The sequence below is a fragment of the Moorella naiadis (nom. illeg.) genome (assembly GCF_051020825.1).
Lineage (GTDB): Bacteria > Bacillota > DSM-521 > Neomoorellales > Neomoorellaceae > Neomoorella > Neomoorella naiadis.
Window position 1 is genome coordinate 102,028 of the sequence record NZ_JAXGFQ010000003.1, and the last position, 23,212, is coordinate 125,239.

The 23,212-nt window shown below is 55.6% G+C and carries 22 protein-coding genes and 1 riboswitch; of the genes, 5 read left to right on the forward strand and 17 right to left on the reverse strand.

The annotated features are described in order from the left end of the window. Positions 1-73: 73 nt before the first annotated feature. The 16 genes from cobU to SDD30_RS02995 form a co-directional block, all read right to left on the reverse strand. The gene (gene cobU, locus SDD30_RS02920) at positions 74-685 is read right to left on the reverse strand and encodes a bifunctional adenosylcobinamide kinase/adenosylcobinamide-phosphate guanylyltransferase (protein ID WP_434073434.1); all 612 of its coding nucleotides are present in this window, start codon (positions 683-685) and stop codon (positions 74-76) included. Between the two features lie 112 nt (positions 686-797). Then, positions 798-973: riboswitch (cobalamin riboswitch) on the reverse strand. Positions 974-1,003: 30 nt separating this feature from the next. Next, positions 1,004-1,270, reverse strand: coding sequence for a translation initiation factor 2 (locus SDD30_RS02925; RefSeq protein ID WP_434073435.1), 267 nt, complete (start codon positions 1,268-1,270; stop codon positions 1,004-1,006). A 20-nt stretch (positions 1,271-1,290) separates the two neighbouring features. Next, positions 1,291-2,160, reverse strand: a complete 870-nt coding sequence (locus tag SDD30_RS02930) for a PHP domain-containing protein (RefSeq protein WP_434073436.1) — start codon at positions 2,158-2,160, stop codon at positions 1,291-1,293. A 52-nt stretch (positions 2,161-2,212) separates the two neighbouring features. Then, complete coding sequence (locus SDD30_RS02935) at positions 2,213-2,530, reverse strand: stage V sporulation protein S (RefSeq protein ID WP_434073437.1); 318 nt, start codon at positions 2,528-2,530, stop codon at positions 2,213-2,215. 176 nt (positions 2,531-2,706) lie between these two features. Further along, positions 2,707-3,492, reverse strand: a complete 786-nt coding sequence (locus SDD30_RS02940) for a TIGR00282 family metallophosphoesterase (RefSeq protein WP_434073438.1) — start codon at positions 3,490-3,492, stop codon at positions 2,707-2,709. 56 nt (positions 3,493-3,548) lie between these two features. Continuing rightward, entirely contained in the window at positions 3,549-4,067 is a 519-nt protein-coding gene (locus tag SDD30_RS02945; RefSeq protein WP_434073439.1) for a hypothetical protein, read from the reverse strand. 168 nt (positions 4,068-4,235) lie between these two features. Then, positions 4,236-5,756, reverse strand: coding sequence for a ribonuclease Y (rny, locus tag SDD30_RS02950; RefSeq protein ID WP_434073440.1), 1,521 nt, complete (start codon positions 5,754-5,756; stop codon positions 4,236-4,238). A gap of 268 nt (positions 5,757-6,024) precedes the next feature. Further along, positions 6,025-6,528, reverse strand: a complete 504-nt coding sequence (locus SDD30_RS02955) for a regulatory protein RecX (RefSeq protein ID WP_434073441.1) — start codon at positions 6,526-6,528, stop codon at positions 6,025-6,027. After that, complete coding sequence (gene recA / locus SDD30_RS02960) at positions 6,506-7,540, reverse strand: recombinase RecA (RefSeq protein WP_434073442.1); 1,035 nt, start codon at positions 7,538-7,540, stop codon at positions 6,506-6,508. Before recA ends, SDD30_RS02955 begins: the two co-directional genes overlap by 23 nt. Positions 7,541-7,844: 304 nt before the next feature. Further along, a complete protein-coding gene (gene thpR, locus SDD30_RS02965; RefSeq protein WP_434073443.1) occupies positions 7,845-8,414 on the reverse strand; it encodes an RNA 2',3'-cyclic phosphodiesterase in 570 nt (189 codons plus the stop codon). A 68-nt stretch (positions 8,415-8,482) separates the two neighbouring features. After that, complete coding sequence (locus SDD30_RS02970; protein ID WP_434073444.1) at positions 8,483-9,967, reverse strand: AAA family ATPase; 1,485 nt, start codon at positions 9,965-9,967, stop codon at positions 8,483-8,485. Continuing rightward, positions 9,960-10,505 carry a hypothetical protein gene (locus SDD30_RS02975; RefSeq protein ID WP_434073445.1) on the reverse strand — a complete coding sequence of 182 codons (546 nt, stop codon included), beginning with the start codon at positions 10,503-10,505 and terminating at the stop codon, positions 9,960-9,962. Before SDD30_RS02975 ends, SDD30_RS02970 begins: the two co-directional genes overlap by 8 nt. Before the next feature lie 94 nt (positions 10,506-10,599). Next, complete coding sequence (gene pgsA / locus SDD30_RS02980) at positions 10,600-11,118, reverse strand: CDP-diacylglycerol--glycerol-3-phosphate 3-phosphatidyltransferase (protein WP_434073446.1); 519 nt, start codon at positions 11,116-11,118, stop codon at positions 10,600-10,602. A gap of 175 nt (positions 11,119-11,293) precedes the next feature. Continuing rightward, positions 11,294-12,589, reverse strand: a complete 1,296-nt coding sequence (rimO, locus tag SDD30_RS02985; RefSeq protein ID WP_434073533.1) for a 30S ribosomal protein S12 methylthiotransferase RimO — start codon at positions 12,587-12,589, stop codon at positions 11,294-11,296. Next, positions 12,589-13,347 carry a helix-turn-helix domain-containing protein gene (locus tag SDD30_RS02990; RefSeq protein ID WP_434073447.1) on the reverse strand — a complete coding sequence of 253 codons (759 nt, stop codon included), beginning with the start codon at positions 13,345-13,347 and terminating at the stop codon, positions 12,589-12,591. Before SDD30_RS02990 ends, rimO begins: the two co-directional genes overlap by 1 nt. 115 nt (positions 13,348-13,462) lie before the next feature. Then, entirely contained in the window at positions 13,463-15,823 is a 2,361-nt protein-coding gene (locus SDD30_RS02995) for a DNA translocase FtsK (protein ID WP_434073448.1), read from the reverse strand. A 312-nt stretch (positions 15,824-16,135) separates the two neighbouring features. Between SDD30_RS02995 and SDD30_RS03000 the strand changes: the two genes are divergently transcribed. From SDD30_RS03000 to SDD30_RS03020, 5 genes are all read left to right on the forward strand, one after another. Further along, positions 16,136-16,927 (forward strand): ClpP family protease, encoded by a 792-nt coding sequence (locus tag SDD30_RS03000; protein WP_434073449.1) that lies wholly within the window; start codon positions 16,136-16,138, stop codon positions 16,925-16,927. Positions 16,928-17,001: 74 nt separating this feature from the next. After that, positions 17,002-17,277 (forward strand): YlzJ-like family protein, encoded by a 276-nt coding sequence (locus tag SDD30_RS03005; protein ID WP_434073450.1) that lies wholly within the window; start codon positions 17,002-17,004, stop codon positions 17,275-17,277. 26 nt (positions 17,278-17,303) lie between these two features. Continuing rightward, a complete protein-coding gene (locus SDD30_RS03010) occupies positions 17,304-18,899 on the forward strand; it encodes a spore germination protein (protein ID WP_434073451.1) in 1,596 nt (531 codons plus the stop codon). Next, positions 18,896-20,074 (forward strand): Ger(x)C family spore germination protein, encoded by a 1,179-nt coding sequence (locus SDD30_RS03015; RefSeq protein WP_434073452.1) that lies wholly within the window; start codon positions 18,896-18,898, stop codon positions 20,072-20,074. Before SDD30_RS03010 ends, SDD30_RS03015 begins: the two co-directional genes overlap by 4 nt. Continuing rightward, entirely contained in the window at positions 20,075-21,178 is a 1,104-nt protein-coding gene (locus SDD30_RS03020) for a GerAB/ArcD/ProY family transporter (protein ID WP_434073453.1), read from the forward strand. A gap of 266 nt (positions 21,179-21,444) precedes the next feature. On the opposite strand, the gene SDD30_RS03025 is transcribed toward SDD30_RS03020, so the two are convergent. After that, positions 21,445-23,112, reverse strand: a complete 1,668-nt coding sequence (locus SDD30_RS03025; RefSeq protein ID WP_434073454.1) for a ribonuclease J — start codon at positions 23,110-23,112, stop codon at positions 21,445-21,447. Positions 23,113-23,212: the final 100 nt, after the last annotated feature.

A 23,212-nucleotide genomic window follows, 5' to 3' on the forward strand; every position in this document is an offset into this window, starting at 1 on the left:
GCCGGCTTCGGGCGCAGCTTTAACTCGGCCTCCGGCCTCAAACAGGCGGCTGCGCTTATCCTCGGTTGGGACGCTAGTCCCCATGAGGGAAGGAGGGTGATAGGTCTTCACCCTTGAGGACTACTGGCAGACCGGCTACAACCAAGTATACTGTATCGGCCTGGCGGGCCAGCTCCTGGTTGGCCAGGCCCAGGAGGTCGCGAAAAAGGCGGCCCAGGGGATAGGGTGGCACCAGGCCCAGCCCCACCTCATCGGTAACGATAATTACCCGCGCCCGGGCCTGGCGGGCTGCGACAGCCAGCTCCTGCACCTTGGCCATAATGCCCGCGATAATCTTCTCCTGCTCATCCTGGCTACCTGCTCCCTCGCCGTCGTAACTACCCAGGAGGTTGGTAAGCCACATCCCCAGGCTGTCCATGAGTAGGGTAACAGCTCTAGCACCTTCTTGTTCTATCGCCGCGGCAACCTCCAGGGGAACCTCCACCGTCCGCCAGCAGGCCGGGCGGCGGCGGCGATGCCTGGCCACCCGAGCAGCCATTTCGGCATCATCAACGGTGGCTGTTGCCAGGTAGACGACTTCACCCCCTGCCCGGCCTGCCAGTTCCTCTGCCAGGCTGCTCTTGCCGCTCCGGCTACCGCCGGTGATCATGATCAGCGGCCCGCGTTCTTCCATTTTGCCATCCAAAATACCCTACCTACCTGAAATGACGTTTACGGCGGCCAGTTCCCGCCGCAAAAATAAACTCCAGCCTCGCGCAAACGGCTGGAGTAAATTCTTTTATATTTCACCCCTAAACGCGAGGGTTCAGCAACAGGCAGGTTTCCTGGCTCCCGGCTCCCTGCTTTCCCTCGCCTTCCCAGTATAACACCAGTGGCTACTTGAGGAAAAACTCCCCGGTTACAGTGGCGCGACCGCTCAGGATTTACACCTGATTCCCTTTTCCCGGCAAGCACCTGTTGTTTATTAAATTTGACTATAGTATAAACCATCCCTCTATACCGGTCAAGCCCCGGGCACAATATGCCCTTGCAGCTTGCCCGCTAAGAATACTAATTCCTTGTTTTTTTGCCAGATGGCCCGGGCATAACGATGGTTACGGGTCTGCAGTTGTTCCTTTTCCCAGCGCAAGCGGTTCACTATTTCCCACTTCTCGACCTCGCTTTTCTCCACCAGGCGCATCAGGACACGCCGGCTGATCCGCAATTGCTCGATCCTGCTTTCCAATTCTTTAATTCGCCGGTAAAGGGCTGCCTGGCTATCATCAGCCAACGGCCCCCACCCCCTCCTGTTCATTTGTTAAAGTATATGCCCGGCGCCCAATCCTTAGTCGCCTGCTCCTTAATCTTTTGCAATCGCTCCATTAACCTTTCCAGCTCAGCCGCATTTAAGGTGCAGGAGCCCAGGTCGGCGTGGGTATCTCCCGGTCGCCCGTGGAAATCGGAACCACCGGTTATAACCAGGTTGTAGGCAGTAGCTATTTGCCGGTAATGCCTCATGACGGCGGCGTCATGATAGGGATAATAAACCTCAAGACCCTGGAGGCCAACGGCTACCAGCCTGGGAATTAGATCATTCACCTGGCTGAGACCCGGGTGGGCCAGGACCGGCAGGCCCCTGGCTTTTAAAATTATCTCCACGGCCCAGGCGGGTGGTACCCTGGTCCGGGGCACGTAAGCCGGGCGCCCCCGCGCTAACAGGGTTTTAAAGGCGGCATCTACGGAGGGTAAATAGCCCTTATGTACCAGGGCGGCCGCTATATGGGGCCGGCCCATGGCTTCACCCCGGACCTCCTGCTCCACATCCGCCACCTGCAGGTCATAGCCCAGGTCCCGCAGCCGGGCGACAATCTTCAGGCAGCGCCGGTAGCGAGCCTGGCGCATAACGGCTAAAAAGGCCAGAAGATCCCGCTGGTGCCAGTCGAAACCGTAACCCAGGAGGTGGACCTCCCGGCCCTCCGCCTCGGTACTTAACTCGATCCCGGCGATTACCGGCAGACCGATTTCCTGCCCGGCGGCCAGGGCTTCCGCCAGGCCGGCAACAGTATCGTGATCAGTTATCCCCAGGGCCGCCAACCCCTTCTCGCCGGCCAGGTGTACTACCCGGGCCGGGGACAGGTGGCCATCGGAGGCTGTGGTATGAGCATGGAGATCTGCAGCCAAACTATCACCCGGTTACTATTTTCTTGGCTTTATTATAACCTAAAAAAGCCTGCTACCTGGCGGTAACAGGTTCCAGATTTAACTTTTCGCTCAACCCGTTGATCCCTGCTGCCCGGGGCTCTATAATGAGCTTGACTGCCGTGCGTTCCTGGCCATCAATCTCGATATCGACAAAGGCCGGGATACAGACTATATCCAGGCCACGGGGGGCCACAAAACCCCGGGCAATAGTCACCGCTTTAATGGCCTGGTTTAAAGCCCCGGCCCCAACCGCCTGGATCTCCACCCCGCCCTTTTCCCGTAAAACCCCGACCAGGGCTCCAGCCACGGAGTTCGGGTTGGACCTGGCGGCTACTTTCAAAACTTCCATAAAGAATAACCCCCCTCATACCTGTCTTTGATACTATCTATTCGCTGTGCAGGGAAAAATTCCTCTTAAAAAGCATATAATTCATTTAAGTTGTAATTACCGCATATACAACTATCCCAGGTATTGCCGCGGGGCCAGCCTTGACCTCCTATCCTAAGCAGGGTATACCTTCAACTTCAGGGGGTACCAGAGTGTTGCAGCCGCTGGATGCCCATAGCCCGGCCGGTGGCAGGATCAATATCCAGAAGTACAGCCTCCAGTTGCACCACCCCGTCCGCAATCTCAAACCGCACTGGTAACTGGGTTAAAAACCGGTGCAGAATGATCTCTGTTTTAACCCCCAGGACGGAATCCCGGGGCCCGGTCATACCTACATCAGTTATGTAAGCCGTGCCCCCGGGCAGAACCCGGGCATCGGCCGTCTGGATATGGGTATGGGTGCCGACAACGGCACTCACCTGGCCGTCTAAATACCTGCCCAGGGCTACCTTTTCTGAAGTCGCCTCAGCATGAAAATCTACTACTATGACCCGCGTTTCCCGCCGCAATTCTGCGGCGAGCTCCTGCCCCAGGCGGAAGGGGCAATCCAGGGGGGGGAGGAAGATACGGCCGGACAGATTGATAACCCCGACTTTTAAATCCTCCCGTACGGGATAAAGGGTATAGCCCCGGCCCGGAGTGCCGGGAGGATAATTGGCCGGCCGGACAATCCGCTCCTCCTGCTCCAACAGGGTCAGGGCTTCCCTTTTATCCCAAACGTGGTTGCCCATGGTGAGCAGGTCAATGCCGCTGGCAAAAAGTTCACCGGCGGTATCTGGTGTGATACCATTACCCCCGGCAGCATTCTCGCCATTGGCTATCACCAGATCAGGCCGGTGTTCCTGGAGTAAAGCCGGTAGGACTTCCCGCACCGCCCGCCGGCCCGGCCGCCCCACCACGTCACCAATCATTAAAATTCGCAACGAAATTCCCCTTAACTTCCCTTGTTGGTTGCTTGCATTTTATTATTCACCTTTGGTTACTTATTAAATACCATAACCCGTCCCTCTTCCCGGAAGGCAATCAGCTGTCTCTCGGAGGTAGTCCCCTTGACACTCTCGAGCATATGGTCGATTAACTCTTCCTGCAGGATTAATTCCTCTTCCATTACTTCATCATTGTTTTCCACGACCAGGCTGGAGCCAAACTCCTCCTGTACCAGGGTCATGATCAGGTTAATCTCGTCCCGGGAAAGGGTGGCCACATCCCGCTGTACTTCAAGGGACATTATTTGATCGTCGTAGGTGTGGTGTAGGTTGATAACCCTGGCATCCCGATCTTCCAAGTAGTTATAAACCTCCAGGGATTTATGGAACTTCGTTTCAAAGGCCCGGACTCTCTCTTCCTCTACCGGCTGCGCCAGCATAAAGGTAAAACGCAGGACCTGGTCGTGGGGTTCATAATTAATGGTCCCCACTTCCGGATAGCGCACCAGAATAGAAATCAACAGACCTATGCTGTCGGATACCTCGCCGCCGTGTTTGTACTTCAGGCTCATGGTAGACACCTGCCCCGTACTTTATGTATAAGATGTTGCCGCCAATATGACACTACTTCTGCACCAGTTAGCAAAATCCTGCCTGCCTTGTCCTTCCCGGAGAGTGAAAATTTAATGGCAGAGATGGTAAAACCTCACCCATCCCTGCCACCGGTCTTTCGCGTTTAGTTATTTGGCATAATCAACGGCCCTGGTTTCCCTGATTACCACCACCTTGATCTGGCCGGGGTACTCCATAGATTGTTCAATAGTCTTGACAATATCCCGGGCCAGGCGTACTGCCAGGGCATCATCAATCTTGTCAGGTTTAACCAGGATGCGGACTTCCCGGCCGGCCTGGATAGCGTAGGATTTTTCCACGCCGTTGAAGGAGTTGGCGATCTCCTCCAGTTTCTCCAGGCGTTTGATATAAGCTTCCAGGGTCTCGCGCCGGGCTCCCGGACGGGCCGCTGAGATGGCGTCAGCCGCCTGGATTAGGCCGGCTTCGATGGTTTTAGGCTCCACATCGCCATGATGGGCTTCAATGGCGTGGATAACCTCGGGAGATTCCCGGTATTTCTTGGCCAGCTCAACCCCCAGGTTAACGTGGGGCCCCTCCACCTCAAAATCGACGGCTTTGCCGATATCGTGGAGCAGGCCGGCCCGTTTGGCTACCTGGACGTCAACCCCCAGCTCGGCGGCCATGGCGCCAGCCAGGAAGGCGACCTCCAGGGAGTGTTTCAGGACATTCTGGCCGTAGCTGGTACGGTATTTTAATTTACCCAGCAGGCGAATCAGTTCCGGGTGCAGGCCGTGGATACCGACATCAAAGGTGGCCTGTTCGCCTTCCTCCCGGATCTTCGTCTCCAGCTCCCGCCGGGCCTTTTCTACCATTTCCTCAATTCTTGCCGGATGGATACGCCCGTCGGCGATGAGTTTTTCCAGGGCAATCCGGGCTATCTCGCGGCGGATGGGATCAAAGCTGGAAAGGATAACCGCCTCCGGGGTATCATCAATAATCAGGTCCACTCCGGTCAGGGTTTCCAGGGCCCGGATATTGCGGCCTTCGCGACCGATTATCCGCCCCTTCATCTCATCGTTGGGTAAATTAACCACCGAGACCGTTGCTTCCGCCACATAATCAGCAGCACAGTGCTGGATGGCCTGGGTAATGATTTCCCGGGCTTTCTTCTCGGCCTCTTCCTTGGCTTCAGCTTCTACTTGCTTGATCATCAGGGCTGTTTCATGCCGGATTTCTTCTTCAACATTCTTCAGCAAGATGTTCTTGGCTGCTTCGGTAGTTAGGCCGGAAATCCGCTCCAACTCACTCACCTGCTGCAGGCGCAGTTTTTCCACCTCGTCCCTGATTTTCTGGACTGCTTCTTCCTGACGGTGCAGGTTAGTCTCCTTGCGCTCCAGGGACTCTGTCTTCCGATCCAGGGATTCCTCTTTTTGCAGTAAACGCCGTTCCAGGCGCTGGAGTTCATTGCGCCGTTCCCGGTTTTCCCGCTCCACCTCACTGCGCATGCGGTGGACCTCATCCCTGGCCTCCAGGACTGCTTCTTTCTTCTTGGCTTCAGCTTCCTTTTTGGCTTCTTCAATAATAGCGGCGGCGGCCTTTTCCGCCGAGGCTATCTTAGCCTCGGCTAGGTATTTACGGATGGCATAACCACCGACACCGCCCACTAGAAAAGCTATTAACGCGTACAAGAGATACTGTATTGCTCTTCACCTCCCGCCCATAAAATAAAGCCGAGTCGAAACTCGGCTTAACCATAGGAATACTTACCAAATGCCCTTTATTTGGTTCAAAACCAGGACCATATGCCGCCTGTTGGGAAGCTCAAAACAATTAGACCATCTACTACAGGTCAAAAAGTTATATTCCATCCAGGCTAAACCCGGTAGTGAAAGCAAAAAATAAAGGTTTATGGTAGTAATCCTATACCTAGTTTCTCCCAAAATTATTGTATTCTTTTTACCGGGGCCTGTCAATATCGTCCTCGATATGTATTTCGGCCAGCAGGTGTTGGATTATCTCCCCGCCGTATCCCCGCTGCCAGAGAAAACGCGCCAGGCGGCAGGCATAGTGCCGATTGTCCTCACCGGTGCGACGCCGGTATTTCCCGGCCAGTTCCCTGGCCGCCGCCAGTTCGGCTTCCGGGGTCAGGAGTTCATTAACGGTTATTGCCGCCAGCCCGGGGTCTATTTCCCTTTGTTGCAACTCCTGCTGGAGGCGACGCCGGCCCACCGGGTGGGTGGCCAGGCGATAAGTAGCCTGATCCCGGGCAAAACGTTCATCGTCCAGGAAGCCGGCCCCTTTTAACCTGTCGATAGTATCTGTTACCACCTGATCGCTAAACCCCCGGGTTTGCAAACGCCGGGCCAGTTCCCTTTCGCTGCGCTGGCGGTAGGTTAGCAGCTGGAGGGCGTATTCCCAGGCTGCTGCCGGCGAGGGCTCAGACGTCGGCCGGGGTGGCATCTTCTTTAGTAGCCGGATGATTATTCAACCCAACCTTTTCCCGGATCTGGGCCTCAATAACGCTGGCCAGATCGGCGTGTTCCTTAAGAAAATCCTTGACGGCCTCGCGCCCCTGTCCCAAGCGTTCTTCTCCCAAGGAATACCAGGCGCCGCTCTTTTTGACGATATCCAGGTCAACCCCCATATCTAGGAGGCAGCCCTCTCTATCGATCCCTCGACCGTAGACAATATCAAACTCAGCCTGGCGAAAGGGGGGCGCTACTTTATTCTTTACCACCTTGACCCGGGTACGGTTGCCGACTATCTCCGTACCGGCCTTCAACTGTTCAATCTTGCGGACATCCAGGCGCACGGAGGCATAGAATTTCAGGGCTCGGCCGCCGGGGGTGGTCTCGGGACTGCCGAAGAGGACCCCTACCTTTTCCCGCAACTGGTTAATAAAAATGGCTACAGTGCGGGATTTAGAGATGATCCCCGCCAGTTTACGCAGGGCCTGGGACATTAGCCGGGCTTGTAAACCTACATGGGCGTCGCCCATCTCCCCTTCCAGTTCGGCCCGAGGCACCAGGGCGGCTACCGAGTCAATAACTATCACGTCAATAGCCCCGCTGCGGACCAGGGCTTCGGCTATTTCCAGGGCCTGTTCACCGGTATCAGGTTGGGAGACCAGCAGGTTATCTGTATCTACGCCCAAGTTATGGGCATAAACCGGATCCAGAGCGTGCTCGGCGTCGATAAAGGCCGCCGTACCGCCGGCCCGCTGGGCCTCGGCGATAACATGCAGGGCTACGGTAGTCTTACCGGAGGATTCCGGGCCAAAGATCTCTACTACCCGGCCCCGGGGCAGCCCGCCTACGCCCAGGGCCAGATCCAGGGGCAGGGCGCCGGTGGGTATCGCTTCGACGCTAAGGCGAGCGTTCTCACCCAGGCGCATTATGGAACCCTTGCCGAAATGCCGCTCAATCTGGCTCAGGGCGTTTTCCAGGGCGCGCTGTTTTTCAGTTAAAGACATGTATTCAATTCGCCTCCTCTAAAATAGGCTTCTGCCAAAATTGGCCGTCGTTGGAACCGCTACTTCTGGGGTGAGGCAGTTCCCTCCGGGCGCTGGTTGCGCCTTATACTTGTGTCGAACTCGGCCGGCTTCGGGCGCAGCTTTAACTCACCCCTGTCACCAACACTTAGGCTACGATCCCCATCCCGTTCACCGCCGCCTCGCTGCGGCACAGCTCAAGTTTGCCGGCGCCTCGAACCAAGTCGCCTTCCTCCTGTACCCGCCAGCCCTTCTGCCAGTATTTTCATGGTTTCGTGGCGGAGCGTCAGCTCCCCATAAATGGCTCCTCCAGGTTGACAGTTAGGAGGGGGTGGTAGTGGGCGCCCCGGGGGCTTAGCCGGCTTTCCATGAGGTTCACGGCTGTTACCCTCTCCCGGCCCCAGGAAACACCCGCTAGTTCCCGCAGCCTGTCCCCCACGATGCTATTCCAGGCAGCACCTGGACGCAGGCGGCCTAGGGTTAAATGGGGGGTAAAGGTATCGGCCTTGAAACCCAGGGCCAGGTACTCGGCCGTTATCTGCCGCTGGAGGTCATACAAGGGAGCCCCGGACTCCACCCCGACCCAGACAACCCGCGGGGAGCGCCCGTTGGGGAAGACACCGGCACCCTTTACTTCCAGGTCCCAGGGTTTAATCCCCTGGGCGGCCTTCTCCAGGGCCGCGCCAATCGCCCCAACCGCAGCCGGTTCCACCTCACCCAAAAACTTCAGAGTTAAATGGATACCGGCTGGGTTTACCCATTTTACCGCCACCGGCAGCCGGCGTAATTCCCCCTGTAAGCGGGCGAGACGGTCAATCAGGGCCGCGGAAAAATTAATGGCTATAAACAGCCGCATTAGACTCACCTGCTTGGGATCTTATTCGCCCTGTTCAACCCATAATCCTGCTGCTGCGACCAATTTTTTCAAGAGGCCTTAGCTTGATCCTGCAGGAGGAGCCGCAATTCCTGGCCGGTAATGGTTTCCCTTTCCACCAGGCTCCGGGCAAGTTCCTGCAAAACTGCCAGGCGAGGTTGCAGTAAAGAGGTGACCCGCTCTTCTTCCTGGTTAATGATTGTAGTCGAAGCCTCGTGCATCTGCTCCTGGGAGAGATTCTCCTCGGCCACTACCCCCAGATCCGACAAGCCCGAAGTAATAATCACCCGCGCCAGACGGATGGATTCCTTAAAATCATTCAGGGAACCGGTACTGCGGCTGCCCAGGACCAGGGTCTCCGCCACTGCCCCAGCCAGGCAGATGGCGATCTGGGTCTCTAGGTAATCCCGGGTATAAAGATAGATGTCGTGCTCGGGTTTCTGCCTGGTATAGCCCAGGGCCTGGCCCCGAGAAGTAATGGTCACGTGGGAAACCGACTTGGGTCGTAGCAGCTCCCCGGTTACAGCATGACCGGCTTCATGAATGGCCAAGCGGTATAATTCCTCCGGCGAAGGCTTGCGACCCAGTTTTTCACCCAGCATAACCTTATCGACTGCTTCCATTAAATGCCTCTGCTCGATTACCGGCACCTTTTCCCGCAGGGCGAGGATGGCTGCTTCGTTGGCCACACTCTCCAGGTGCGCCCCGGAGAAGCCGAAGGTCTCCCGGGCGATAACCTCCAGATCGGCATCGGGCGCCAGGGGCTTATTGGCCGTATGCAGCTTTAAAATAGCCAGCCGTCCCTCGCGGTCGGGTAAATCGACCCGTACCTGGCGGTCAAAGCGCCCGGGCCGCAGGAGGGCGGGATCCAGCAAATCGGCCCGGTTGGTAGCGCCGATAACTAGAATCTGAACTTCCTGGTCCTGTTTTAAACCATCCATCTCCACCAGGAGCTGGTTCAGGGTCTGGTCGTACTCCAGGTGGGAGGTATGGCTACCCCGCTTGCCCCCCAGGACCTCCAGTTCATCGATAAAAATAATCGACCGTTTCTTTTGCTGGCACCGGGCCAGTTCCCGGGCGCGATTAAACAGGTTGCGCACCCTCTGGGCCCCCACCCCGGCATACATCTCGATAAATTCACTACCGCTGGTTGCCAGGAAGACGGCATCAGTATAGGTGGCTGCTGCCCTGGCCATCAGGGTCTTCCCCGTCCCCGGCGGCCCGCTCAGGAGCAGGCCCTTTAGGGGACGAATGCCCATGGCCTGGACCTGGTTGCTGCGCAATAAAAACTCCAGGGCTTCTTTCAGTTCCCGGATAGCCGTCCCCTGTCCCCCGATATCGGCAAAAGAAACGGGGCTGGTTGAGGTATAGGATTTACCACCCAGGGTAGAAGAAAGCAAACCCTTCTTTTCAATTAACCAGTAAGCCAGAAAGCCCATCCCGGCCAGGAGGAGAAAAGGTGTGACGTCAACTCCCTTGAGGGCTAAAAATATCAGGACACCTGCAGCTATACCGGCAGCAATCTCCTTAAGCACTACTTCTCCCCCCCTGCCGACCGTCGGTTTGCCTGGGGATTACCCGGTAAAGGTAATTCTGCCCCTGGCGGAACTCAACATAAATGTTCCGGTCATCGATATTCAGGGCATAGCCAGAAATACCGGCCTGGCGGGCAAGATCGCCCACCCTGGCTGCCATGCTGGTAAAGTTGCCCTGGACGGCAGCTTCATAGACAGCGTACTGGCTGGCCTGCCAGAGCCTATCCAGAACTGGCGCCGGGTTGTCCTGGAGGGTGATTTTAAAGGGCTGCTGGCCGTAGGCACCCCGGATTATTTCCTCCAGCTCGGTATAAGTCTGTTGTAGATTCGTTACCGGGCCCAGGCTGATCTGGACTTCCAGGTAGCCCGTACCTGGCATCATTGTTACTGCCTGGACTCCGGGCACGGCCTCCAGGGCCCCGATCAGGGGTTTTTCCTGGCCAAAGTGCCGGTAAGCCCACTGGCCACCGGTCAGTAAACTTAAACTCAAAAGGGCTGCAAGTAAAACGAAATGAAGGCGCCACCCTTTGAAGTGCAAAGTTAACACTCCTCTCCAAGGTCACACCTTCAATTATAGCAAACTTTTAAGTTCCGGACCTTATGAATTACCTGGCAGTATTACCACTGCCCCTTTAAACCATACGATAAAGCAACTCCCGGTTCAGGAAGAGGTAATGCAAGCCGGAGACTGTTGTGAGGATAAGGGCGCCATAGAGTACTAGGGTGGCGCTGGGCATCTCTACTAACAGGGCCACAACGGCTATTACCTGGACGATAGTTTTCAGTTTCCCCAGGGAACTAGCGGCCAGGATTAATCCTTCGCCGGCAGCCACCTGGCGCAGGCCGCTGATTAAAAATTCCCGGCCAATGATAATCACCACTACCCAGGCAGGGGCCAGGTGCATCTGGACCAGCAAGACCAAAGCTGTAGTCACCAGGAGCTTATCCACCAGGGGGTCCAGGAGCTTCCCCAGCCTGGTCACCTCGGCCCGGCTGCGGGCCAGGTAACCGTCCAGGCCGTCGGTAGCCGCCGCCAGGACGAACAACCCGGCAGCCAGGTAATAGCCCGGCCCCAGGGGGCGGAGGACAAAGAAGGCAAAAAAAGGCACCAGCATCAGGCGGATCATGGTTACCCTGTTGGCCAGGGTCATTCCTTTAAACCTCCCTAAAAATAGGTTTATACCGTAAATGGTTACTATTGCCATACGCGCTATCCCGTTCACCGCCGCCTCGCCGCGGCACAGTTCGAGTTTGCTTACGCCTCAAACCAAGTCGCCCTCCGCCTGTACCCACCAGCCCCTTATCTCACCAGCATTTTCGTCTATACTATACCGGCTCCCCTATCAGGTCGTAGACCTGATGAACCCGGGTCAATTTTACCCGCACCATTGTTCCTACCGGGGTGGCATCATTTTGCATAAAAATTAGGCCGTCGACTTCCGGGGCCTGGCGAAAACTACGGCCTGCTCCGGGCTTTTCCTTTAATACCAGAACCTCCCGGCCGACCCAATCTTCGTTAGCAGCCCGGGTAATGGGTTGCTGGTGCAGCATTAACCTTTGGTAGCGTTCCGCCTTAATTTCCTCCGGCACCTGCCCGGGCAGTTCGGCCGCCCCGGTACCTGGTTCCGGGGAAAACTTAAAGGCTCCTACCCAGTCTAAACGAGCAGCGACAAGAAAGTCCAGGAGAAACTGAAAATCCCCTTCCACCTCGCCGGGAAAACCAACAATAAAGGTGGAACGCAGGGCTATTTCCGGCATAGCCTGGCGCAGGCGTTCAATAGCCTGCAGGCCGGCGGTTCCCGTTCCCGGCCGGCCCATACGCCTTAAAACCCCTTCACTGGCATGCTGGAGGGGTAGATCGAGATACGGCACGACCTTCGGCTCGGTAGCCATGACCTCGATTAGTTCCGGGGTAATCCGGGTCGGGTAGGCATAGAGTAGACGTAACCACTCGATGCCGTCAATTCGGGCCAGACGGCGCAGCAGTTCCGGTAGGCGGTAGGCCCCGTAATAATCCAGTCCGTAGGCGGTGGTATCCTGGGCTACCAGGACCAGCTCCTTGACGCCCCTTCCCGCCAGGGAACGGCCCTCGACCAGTATATCCTCCACAGGCCGGCTGGCGTAGGGCCCCTTAATAGCTGGAATGGTGCAATAGGTGCAGCAGTTATCGCAGCCCTCGGCGATCTTTAAATAAGCTGACGGCTGGCCGCCGGCGGTAAGACGCGGCAATCCCCACGCCCTGACCTGTGGGCCGGGGACATCCAGGACCCTTTCGCCCCTTAATACCCGCTTGATAATCTCCGGCAACCGGGCCGTGGCACCGGGGCCGATCAAGGCCGCCGCTTCCGGCAATTCCGGCCATAGTTCGGCAGCATATTGCTGGGCCAGGCAACCGGCGACGATTATCCGGGGGCGGTTGGCCGTCTGGGTGAGTTCCATGATCGTTGCCAGGGCTTCTTCCCTGGCGGCGGTGATAAAACTGCAGGTATTAACGATTACTACATCCGCCAGCCGGGGGTCGTCAACCAGTTCCAGGTGGATCTTTTCCAGCACCCCCAGCATATATTCGCTCTCGACCTGGTTTTTGGCACAACCAAGGGTGATAACGGCAACTTTAGGCATCACTTTTTAATTATCCGCAACTGGTTCGCGCCCTTATCAGCCTCAAAGGTGACTACATCCCCTCTTTTACCTAGAGGAGGTTGAGCCTGACCGTTAAGGGTTACCTCGACGGCACCGGCGCTACCCAGGGTGATGTTTATTCTGTCCTGGCCCTGGAAGGTCTTCTCTTCACCCGATTTCAAAGTACCGGAGAAATCGTTTTTGCCATCGATGGCAACCCCGATCCAGCAATCACCGGTAGCCTTTACCTTAATCTCCACACCCTGGACCTGGGGTGGTGGGGCCGGGGGTTGCTGCGGGGTTACAGGTGGTTGCGAGGTTGCTGACGGCGGTGTGCCTGGCGCTGGTTCAGCCACCGACGGCGGTGGTGGTGGCACCGGGGTGGGTCGATAATAGCCATAGAGCCGGTTTACGCCCCAGAGAAGCAGGATAACACCCAGCACCAGTAACCAGCGGCCCCACTTCCCTGCTGTTAACCGGGGTACAGTAATACTGGTCTCCTCCACTGAATAGGGGTCCTCTTTAGCCGGATACTCTTCCTTAAACCTGGCGGTTACTTCGGCCGGGTCCAGGCCCAGGTAACGGGCATAATTACGCACAAAGCCCAGGGCATAGACGCGGCCGGGAATTTCATCATAAGTGCCGTTCTCCAGGGCCTCCAGGTATTTCCGGCGGATTTTAGTGGCTTCTTCTGCTTCCCGCAGGGAAATCCCTTTCTCCTGGCGGGTCGAGCGCAGGATTTCGCCCACCTGTCCCATGGCCTCACCTCCTGATTCTTACTTTTCGACAACAAGCGAAAAGATTCCTGCCCATCATTTCTTTAATTGGTGTTATGCTCACATCCAACTTCTACATTGCGCAGAAAGATTCCTTCTATGGTTCATCATTTGCCCCAAATAGTTCCTGGTATTCATCCCAGTTAGTGAGGATGGCCCGGGCCTTGGTGCCTTCATGGCCGCCGACGAAGCCCCGGGCCTCCATCATATCCATCAACCGGGCCGCCCGGGTATAGCCCACCCGCAGGCGGCGCTGGAGCATAGAGATGGAGGCCTGCCCCGTTTCCAGCACTACCCGGACGGCAGCAGGGAAAAGTTCATCCTCGGCTTCATTATTCTCTTCCCCGCTCTCTTCACCCTTTAAAAAGCTGGAGTTATATTCCGGACGGCCCTGCTGCTTGACATAGGTTACCAGGTCGTCTACCTCCCGGTCGGAGACATAGACCCCCTGCACGCGAATGGGTTTGCTCGCACCGATAGGCATGAAAAGCATATCACCCCGGCCCAGAAGTCTTTCCGCGCCGGCCATGTCCAGGATAGTCCGGGAATCGACCTGGGAAGAGACGGCAAAGGCGATGCGAGAAGAGATATTGGCCTTGATCAACCCGGTAATGACGTCCACCGAAGGTCGTTGGGTGGCTACTACCAGGTGGATGCCGGCAGCCCGGGCCATCTGGGCTAGGCGGCAAATGGCATCCTCAACGTCCGCCGGGGCGACCATCATCAAGTCGGCCAGTTCATCAATCAGCACCACCACCAAGGGGAGGCTTCCCTGGCCGTTATTCTCCTTTTGCAGCCAGCGGTTATACCGGGTTATATCCTTAACCCCGGCTTCGGCAAAGAGCTGGTAGCGCTTTTCCATTTCGTTAACTATCCAGTGCAGGGCAGTAGCCGCCTTTTTGGCCTGGCTGACCACCGGCGCCAGCAGGTGGGGGATGCCATTATACTGGGTTAGCTCCACCATCTTGGGGTCGATCATCAACAGTTTGAGCTCCTGGGGGGTGGCTTTAAAAAGCAGGCTGCAGATCAAGGCGTTTAAGCAAACGCTCTTACCTGACCCGGTAGCCCCGGCAATGAGCAGGTGGGGCATCTTGGCCAGGTCGGCGATTACCGGGTTGCCGGCTATATCCTTGCCCAGGGCTACAGTCAGGCGGCTGTTGGCTTCAGTAAAAATCGGGTCCTCCAGGACCTCCCGCAGGTGAACGACGGCAATCTCTTTATTGGGCACCTCAATGCCTACGGCTGCCTTCCCGGGAATGGGGGCCTCGATGCGTACCTGGGAGGCGGCCAGGCTCAGGGTGATATCGTCGGCCAGGCTGACAATCCGGCTCACCTTGACCCCTGGAGCCGGGTGGACCTCATAACGGGTAACGGCCGGGCCGCAGCTGACCTGGGTCACCTTGACCTTGACCCCAAAGCTGTCCAGGGTATCCTCCAGGATTTTGATGCGGTCGGTGATATCCTTTTCCAGGCGGGGATTCTTGACCCTTACCGGGCGGCTTAATAGGCTTAAGGGAGGCAAGACATACACCCCCGGCTCGTCCCCACTGCCTTCCCCCTCTTCCAGGGTTGGCGGGGTTTCCGGTTGGAGGTTAAACTTCGGTTTACGCCGGGGCTTCTTATCATCCTCCAATACCGACGGCGCCGGATTCTCCGGGTAGACCCGGACCGGGACCGGTTCTTCCTTCGCCGGGGGTGTGATGACCGGAGAGTGGGGTTCCGGCGGCGGGTTGATAACGACCGGCACGGGTTCCCTTTCCGGCAAGGTCTCCTTTTCCGGGATGGAGCGGCCCCTGGTCCTGGCCTTAATCTTGGCCTTACTACTTTCCTCATTCTCCCCGGACCCAAGGGCTGGTTCTTCTTCTACCTCGGTAAAGAGGAAGGCCAGGAGCCAGTTCCTGAGGGTGGGAAATATAGGCACGAGGACCTGTCCGGCCCGGCGCAACAGTCTGGTCAGGGAAACCCCCGTCGCCAGGAGAAAGGAAATCACCGCCAGGGCGCCCAGGACAATCCAGGTGCCCAGGCGACCAAAGATTGATTTTAATATTAAGGCCCCTACTGCGCCAATGAAGCCACCGCCCTGGCCGGCCAGGCCGCTGGCCAGGACCACTTTATAATCATTACCGGGAAGCAAGGGTTGATGGAGAGCGCTTAGGAAGGTGACAAGGAGCAACACCCCTCCAACCAGGCGGGGACGAGTATCTTTGACCCGGCCGCCGATTATGAGTCTCACGCCCCAGGCAGCCAGCAGTAAGGGGAACAAATACTTGCCCTCGCCGGTCAAAGCCCGCAAAAACTGGACCAGCAACTGGCCGATGGCGCCGATACTGGCCGCCGAACTTACATAACCCAGATCAAGGACATAAAGGCCCGCCAGGCACAGGAGGGAAAGGGCCACTAGAGTTATGCCCATAATTTCATTTTTGATTTTCTCGTTGATAATCCTGGCAGGAGGCATTTTCCATCACCCTGGTTGCTACTATTCTACGCCTGATGGCCAGATTCCTTGCTCCAAGGTGAAAAAGTATTAATGATGATTTGGCCTATTTAATGCGAGGCCTGGGTTTTGACTGCCGGGAAGATGGCCCCTGTCAAAACTATTATACAGCACCGTTTTTTAGGAGGCCTAATGTATGATTGGTGCCCCTCTTTCTTATACTAATTCGGGAAAGCCTGGCGCCTTTATACTGCAAAGCAAACCCCGACCAGGATCACCCTGCCCTCTACATCCATATTCTGCATTAGCTTAAGATTTAAGGAGGAATCCATAATGCCTGGCCCTGACATTTCCCCTAACCCCGTACCTAACCCGCCAGCAACACCCCCACCCCTGACCCAGCCCCAACCCCAACGGGAGCCGGCCCGGGGTAATATAGTACGTCGCTCCACCAACCCGGAAGTAGAGAATATCAAAGAACTGGGGCAGACCAGCATCCCAGATTTTAAAAGCGAGATTCACTGCCTGCAAATCGTCGGCCAGATCGAAGGCCATCTGGTGATGCCGCCCCAGAACAAGACAACTAAATATGAGCATATTATTCCCCAGCTGGTGGCCGTAGAACAGGACCCCAATATTAAAGGGCTCCTGGTAGTCCTCAATACCGTCGGCGGCGATGTGGAGGCCGGCTTGGCCATTGCTGAAATGCTGGTCAGTATGTCCAAGCCGGTAGTTTCCCTGGTCCTGGGCGGTGGACATTCCATCGGCGTTCCTATCTCCGTTGCGGCGAATCATTCCTTTATTGCCGAGACGGCCACCATGACCATCCACCCCATTCGCCTTACCGGCATGGTCATCGGCGTCCCCCAGACCTATGAGTATCTGGACAAGATGCAGGACCGGGTCATCCGCTTCATTGTCGAGCACGCCAATGTCTCCGAAGGGGATTTGCGCCGCTTGATGTTTGCCACCGGAGAACTGGCGCGGGATATCGGCACCATCCTGGTCGGCCAGGATGCTGTTAAAGTAGGTCTGATCAACGAGGTCGGCGGCCTGGCCTCGGCCGTCCGTAAAGTGAAAGAACTTATCGCTGCCGGTGCTCCCGGTCCGGGGAGGCGGCACTAATATGTCACCAGTGCTTTTCGTGGGAGTCGAGACCAGTAGCTTGAGCTTCAGTGCGACCAGAGGAGGCGAGAATAATGTATGTTTATAGCCCTATACCACCCGAGCTTATCTGGGAGGGAATGGATAACTTCTGCCCCCAGCGCCAGGAATTAAAGGTAGGAGAAGTAACCCTGGAGGTGGAACCCCTGGGCTTTAACCAGGCACGGGTGGTACGCCTCATCAGCACTGACCCGGCCGATTACCTGAATAGCCCCTTCCAGCCGGGCTGCATTATCAATTTTGCCCCGGAGAGTATAACCGACCCTAGTATTCCGGGGCCGGCCTCCAACCAGAAGTTTTCCATCAGGTGATTATTATCCAAGGAGTCTATTCTTTCATGCCGCCAAAGCCCTGGCTCTTTTCACGTAAAAAAAGGAAGGCCAAAGTTCACCCAGCGAAAGATACATCTCCCCTGGCGGACGAGGGGAAGGCTATTGCTCTTCCCTTCCGACGTTCTTTAGCGGCCAACTTAGAAATATTGCAAGCTATTTTTGCCGATTGCCAGGATGTGGTTTACCGCCGGATGAAAATTGGTGGTGCGCCAGGGTTGGCGACGGCTCTGATTTACATAGATGGCCTGGTAGATAACGAAATTATCGATACCCAGATTGTTAAGTCTCTGCTGCTAGAAGCCCCCCTGGCCACTCCAGCCTTTGCCCTGGATGAAAAGTTATTCTGCCAAGTGCGGGATTCCCTATTAACAGTGGCGAACGTCCGGGAGATAGCCGATTCCCGTGAGGCTACCTTTTGTATTTTAAGCGGCTTTGCACTTCTTATCCTGGAGGGCAGCAATAAAGGTCTGGCCCTGGAGGTCTGTGGTTGGGAACACCGGGGGGTGGAGGAACCACAAAATGAAGCCTTAATCCGCGGTCCCCGGGAAGGATTCTCCGAGTGTTTTCGTACCAACACGGCCCTTTTACGCCGGCGTCTCCGTGACCCCCAGCTCAAGTTAAAGACCTCCTTCCTGGGCCGGCGCAGCCAAACTACGGTGGGAGTTATGTACCTGGACGGTATAGTTAACCCCGGGCTGCTAACGGAAGTTGAGGAACGGCTGCAAAAAATTGATATCGATGGTATTCTCGATAGCGGCTTTATCGAGCAACTAATCGAGGACAACTGGTACTCTCCCTTTGCGCAAATACAGAGTACCGAAAGGCCCGACGAGGCAACCGCCGCCCTCCTCGAAGGCCGGGTCGTGGTCTTAACGGACAATACCCCCTTTGCCCTGCTCATTCCCGCTACCTTTAATTCGTTAATGCATAGCCCGGAGGACTTTTATCATCGCTGGTTGATTTCCTTTCTGATCCGGGGTTTGCGGTTTTTGGGAACTGTCTTGACTCTGATTCTCCCCGCCCTGTATATTGCCATGATATCCTTTTCCCCGGAAATGATACCCACCTCCCTGGCCATTTCCATCGGGGCCGGGCGGGAAGGGGTGCCTTTTCCCTCGATAGTAGAGGCTTTAATCATGGAGGTTGTCCTGGAGCTTTTACGGGAGGCAGGCATCCGCTTACCCGGACCCCTGGGCCAAACCCTGGGCGTCGTAGGCGCCCTTGTTCTCGGCCAGGCGGCAGTACAGGCCAACATCGTCAGCTCGGCCATGGTCATAGTCGTCGCCCTGACAGCTATAAGCGGCTTCGCTGCCCCTAGATTCGATGCCGCCATAGCTTTACGGATCCTCCGCTTCTTTCTCATGATCATGGCAACCATATTCGGGCTCTACGGCATCATCCTGGGACTGATGTTAATCCTCACCCACTTGGTTTCCCTCAAAAGTTTTGGCGTACCTTATCTCCAACCCTGGGCGCCATGGCAATCTTCTGATCTAAAAGACAGCATCTACCGTACCGCCCTGTTTAACCAGCGCTGGCGCCCTTTCTACCTAAAACCCAGGGAAGCCAAAAAAATGGGCGCCGGGGTGAAGAAAAAATGAGAAGAACTGCCTGGCTTTTAATCGTAATTATCACAGCCATCATTGCAACCGGCTGTTGGGACAACCTGGATCTGGAACGGCGCGCTCTGGTACTGGGAACGGCTATCGATCTCGCCCCAAAAGGGGAAGGTCAACGTAAGGATGAGCAAGTTGAAGTGACCATGGAAATGCCCATTTTACGCCTTATGGCTGCCAAAGGGGGAGGAGGTGGCGGCGGGCGAGACGGCGCGGCCAAGGAACTTCCCACCTGGCGGTTAACCTTAAGCGGGCTGACCGTCGATGAAGCCATCAGTAAGGCAGCTACCAGAGCCGAACGCAGACTCTTTTTTGGCCACCAGAAGGTGATAATTATAGGCGAAGAGCTGGCCAGACGCCAGAAAATCAACGAAGTGCTGGATTTCTGGCCCCGCCATAGCGAAGGATACCTGGCAACGACAATACTTTTAAGTGCGGGGCCTGCCCGGAATCTGCTTGCCGCCCAACCCAAATTTGCCCAAAGTGTGAGCATGTTTTTGTACGAGCAGGCGGAACGCCAGTTTCGCACTTCCCGTTTTGTCAAACATAACCTCGCCGATATAATTGCGGCTGTGGCGGCCGGGAGGGATATTTTAATATCACAGGCGACTCTGGTACCCGGACAGGGGGCTCCGGAATTACAGGTAAGCGGGACAGGGGTAATAAAAGAAGGAAAGCTGGTCGGCTGGCTCGACCCGGCGGAAACCCAGGCGGCCGTTTGGATTACCGGAGAATTTAAAGGCGGCGATATCCTGGCTCTGTCGGTACCCGAGCTGGCACGGATGATATCCCTCAAGCTTTATAAGCTAGATACCGATGTCCGGCCCCAATTTGCTGGCGATCGACTGAGCATGGCTATTAATTTAGATATTAAAGCTGATATTACCGAAAAAATAGGTGGCCGGTCGACCTTGAAGGCGCAAGAGTTACAGCAAGTTGAGGAGCGAGCTGGCGCGAAGATTAAGCAGCGCGTTCAACAACTAGTGACTAAGCTCCAGCAAGAATACCAGGCCGATACCCTGGGGTTTGGCCGTAAAATAGAACAAAGAGACCCGCGCCGGTGGGAAAGTATTAAAGATAACTGGCGGCAAGTTTTTACGCAGATGCCCGTAGTAGTGGAGGTAAAGGTTAGTATTCGTCATGTAGGTATGGTGAACTAGATGCTGCGGGAAAAAATCGGAACGAGCGAGGCCTTCTTTTTAACTGTCGCGGCCTTGATTGAAGTAGGGACGCTAACAGGTGCCAGAGATATTGCCATCAAAGTGGGGGTGGATACGTGGTTGGTATCCCCCCTGGAAACTGTAACCAGTCTGGGGGCCATCTACCTCTTGACGCGGCTGGCCATGCAATTTCCCCACCTGGACCTGGTGGGCTACAGCCGCCAGCTTGCAGGCCGGTGGCTGGCCTGGGTGCTGGGTTTAATAGTCTTGATCTACTGGGTTAGTTTAGCGGCTGAAGTCGGGCGGGTAACCACCGATACGGTTAAAAATTCCCTCTTGTCACGCACGCCCGATGCAGCGGTGCTCGTTTCTTTCCTGTTGGTAGCGGCCTATATGGCCGCCAGGGGTATAGAACCCCTGGCCCGCGCCTCGGTTATCATTGTTATTGTGGCTTTACCCCTTACCTTTCTCCTGTTTGCCCTGGTTATACCGCGGCTCCACCTGGACAACTTCTTACCAATCTTACCCCATGGACCCTGGCCGGTCTTAAAACTGGCCGTATGGCGGATTAGCAATGCTGAAGAGATCAGTCTTTTTCTTATCCTTGTTCCTTTTTTGAATGAACCTAGGCAAGCTTGGCGGGCGGCCAGCTATGGTTATTTACTCGTCATGGTAGTCGTGATCACCGTCATAACAACCTGCCAGGGGGTGTTGGGGGTAGAATTGCTCAAATACACTTTAATTCCCGGCCTGACAGTTACTCATCTGGCGGAATTTGCCGGGGCCTTTATTGAGCGCATCAGCCTGATATTTGTTTTCCTGTGGATCATTTTAGTCTTTCCTACGGTCGCGGCCCTCCTCTGGGCCAGTTCTTATTTGCTGGGGCGACTATTGAACTTACCAAACTACAGAATGCTGGCTTTTTACCAATTGCCGGTAGTTTATTATTTGGCCCAGCGGCCTACTAACATCTTTGCAGTCAAGGATTTCTTTTTCTTTCTCCAGCCCCTGGGCCTGGTGGTATTGGTGGGCATACCCGCACTGCTATCCCTTATTGCCTTCTTTCATTTTAAAAGACGAATTAAAGGGCGGGGGAAACCATGAAGTCAAAATCCTACAGTGGCTTGACCCTAGCGGCATATTGTCACTTGATCCTTTCGGCTGTCCGTCTTTGCGCCGGATTTTTTTATTTATGGAAAGACGATATCCTGCTCTAGACGGCGACTAGAGCTGGAATTCCCCAAAGTATGCTTGTGCTTTAAAAGGCCCCGGGCCACCCTTCCGGGTTGCCCGGGGCCTTTTTCACTACACTAATTCTCCAATTATACTTCTTATACTTCCATTTATACTTCCTATACTTCCTATACTTCCTATACTTCCATAATAATCGGCAGGATCATCGGCCGCCGCCTGGTTTTCTCATAGAGGAATTTACCTAGGTTATCGCGGATACTACCCTTGATCGTCGACCAGTCACTTACTTTACGCTCGCCGCACTTATCCAGGGTCTGGCGTACCTTTTCCTTGGCTTCGTCCAGCAGTTCCTCGCTCTCGCGGACATAGACGAAACCCCGGGAGATAATATCCGGCCCGGCAACTACATTGCCGTTCTCCTTGCTCAGGGTTAAAACAACAATCAACAAGCCATCCTGGGCCAGTTGTTTGCGGTCCCGCAGAACGATATTGCCGACATCGCCCACCCCCAGGCCGTCAATTAAGAGCCGGCCGGCGGTGACGCGGCCGTTAAAGCTGCCGGTTTCGCTGGTAAACTCCATTACCTGGCCGTTCTCAGCCACAAAGATGTTTTCCGGCGGTATCCCCAGATCCTCCGCCAGGCGGGCATGCTTAATAAGCATGCGGTATTCACCGTGGACAGGCACGAAAAATTTGGGTTTAACCAGGCTGAGGACCAGTTTTAATTCTTCCTGGCTGGCGTGGCCGGAAACGTGAACTCCCTCCACAGCTTCGTGATAGACGTCGGCACCTTGTTTAAATAGCTGGTCTACCGTTCGCGCCACCAGTTTTTCGTTGCCGGGAATCGGTAAAGCCGAGATAATTACCGTATCCCCGGGGACAATCTCGATCTGGCGGTGATCATTACGGGCGATCCGGGTCAAGGCCGACATGGGCTCTCCCTGGCTACCCGTCGAGATAATCACCGTCTGGTTTTTCGGCAGATGGGCCAGCTCGCTCAGCTCCACCAGGGTATCTTCCGGGACATCCAGGTAGCCGATCTCCTGGGCAATATTCACCACATTCACCATGCTGCGGCCCACCACAGCCACCTTGCGGTTGTATTTATAGGCCGTCGAGATTATCTGCTGCACGCGGTGAATATTCGAAGCAAAGCTGGCGATAATAATCCTTTCCTGCGCCCGGCGAAATACCTCATCAAAGGTAGCACCCACGACGCGTTCGGACATGGTAAAGCCCGGGCGCTCAACGTTGGTGCTGTCGGCCATAAGCACCAGCACGCCCTTTTCTCCTAGCTCGGCAAACTTGTAGAAATCAAAGACTTCCCCGTCAATGGGGGTATAGTCGATTTTAAAATCGCTGGTATGGACGATAGTCCCTACCGGCGTGTGAATAGCCAGGGCCACCGTATCGGCAATAGAGTGGCTGACGTGGATAAACTCCACTCTAAAGGGGCCGATTCTTAAAGTTTCCCTGGGTTTCACCTGCTGCAAGTGGACGCCATTGAGGTTGCCCTGTTCCTTAAGCTTGGCCTGAATCAGGGCCAGGGTCAGCTTGGTGCCATAAACGGGCACATTTAAATCCTTAAGCACATAGGGCAAGGCACCAATATGGTCTTCATGGCCGTGGGTAACGATAATCCCCTTGACCATATGCCGGTTCTCTAAAAGATAGGTGTAATCCGGGATAACCACATCGACACCCAGTAATTCATCCTCGGGAAAAGTCAAGCCACAATCGATGACCAGTATGCTATTTCCGTACCTGATCGCCATCATGTTCTTGCCGATTTCGCCGAGGCCGCCCAGGGGGATCAGGGAAACCTTACGCTCATTTTCTCCCATTAATCCACCTCCATTTTCAGTTTGCAAAGATGCTAATTTGCGGCGCCAATTAAATACCGGGCCTGCTTGACGCCGGCCCGGTACTTCTCCACGTTCTAAA

What these genes read in the sequence shown, in the direction of transcription:
- SDD30_RS02935 (WP_434073437.1), bottom strand. Translation starts at nt 2,530, where the DNA reads ATGGAAGTTTTGAAAGTAGCCGCCAGGTCCAACCCGAACTCCGTGGCT.
- SDD30_RS02945 (WP_434073439.1), bottom strand. Translation starts at nt 4,067, where the DNA reads ATGAGCCTGAAGTACAAACACGGCGGCGAGGTATCCGACAGCATAGGT.
- SDD30_RS02955 (WP_434073441.1), bottom strand. Translation starts at nt 6,528, where the DNA reads ATGCCACCCCGGCCGACGTCTGAGCCCTCGCCGGCAGCAGCCTGGGAA.
- recA (WP_434073442.1), bottom strand. Translation starts at nt 7,540, where the DNA reads ATGTCTTTAACTGAAAAACAGCGCGCCCTGGAAAACGCCCTGAGCCAG.
- thpR (WP_434073443.1), bottom strand. Translation starts at nt 8,414, where the DNA reads ATGCGGCTGTTTATAGCCATTAATTTTTCCGCGGCCCTGATTGACCGT.
- pgsA (WP_434073446.1), bottom strand. Translation starts at nt 11,118, where the DNA reads ATGACCCTGGCCAACAGGGTAACCATGATCCGCCTGATGCTGGTGCCT.
- rimO (WP_434073533.1), bottom strand. Translation starts at nt 12,589, where the DNA reads ATGCCTAAAGTTGCCGTTATCACCCTTGGTTGTGCCAAAAACCAGGTC.
- SDD30_RS02990 (WP_434073447.1), bottom strand. Translation starts at nt 13,347, where the DNA reads ATGGGACAGGTGGGCGAAATCCTGCGCTCGACCCGCCAGGAGAAAGGG.
- SDD30_RS02995 (WP_434073448.1), bottom strand. Translation starts at nt 15,823, where the DNA reads ATGCCTCCTGCCAGGATTATCAACGAGAAAATCAAAAATGAAATTATG.
- SDD30_RS03000 (WP_434073449.1), top strand. Translation starts at nt 16,136, where the DNA reads ATGCCTGGCCCTGACATTTCCCCTAACCCCGTACCTAACCCGCCAGCA.
- SDD30_RS03005 (WP_434073450.1), top strand. Translation starts at nt 17,002, where the DNA reads ATGTATGTTTATAGCCCTATACCACCCGAGCTTATCTGGGAGGGAATG.
- SDD30_RS03010 (WP_434073451.1), top strand. Translation starts at nt 17,304, where the DNA reads ATGCCGCCAAAGCCCTGGCTCTTTTCACGTAAAAAAAGGAAGGCCAAA.
- SDD30_RS03015 (WP_434073452.1), top strand. Translation starts at nt 18,896, where the DNA reads ATGAGAAGAACTGCCTGGCTTTTAATCGTAATTATCACAGCCATCATT.
- SDD30_RS03020 (WP_434073453.1), top strand. Translation starts at nt 20,075, where the DNA reads ATGCTGCGGGAAAAAATCGGAACGAGCGAGGCCTTCTTTTTAACTGTC.
- SDD30_RS03025 (WP_434073454.1), bottom strand. Translation starts at nt 23,112, where the DNA reads ATGGGAGAAAATGAGCGTAAGGTTTCCCTGATCCCCCTGGGCGGCCTC.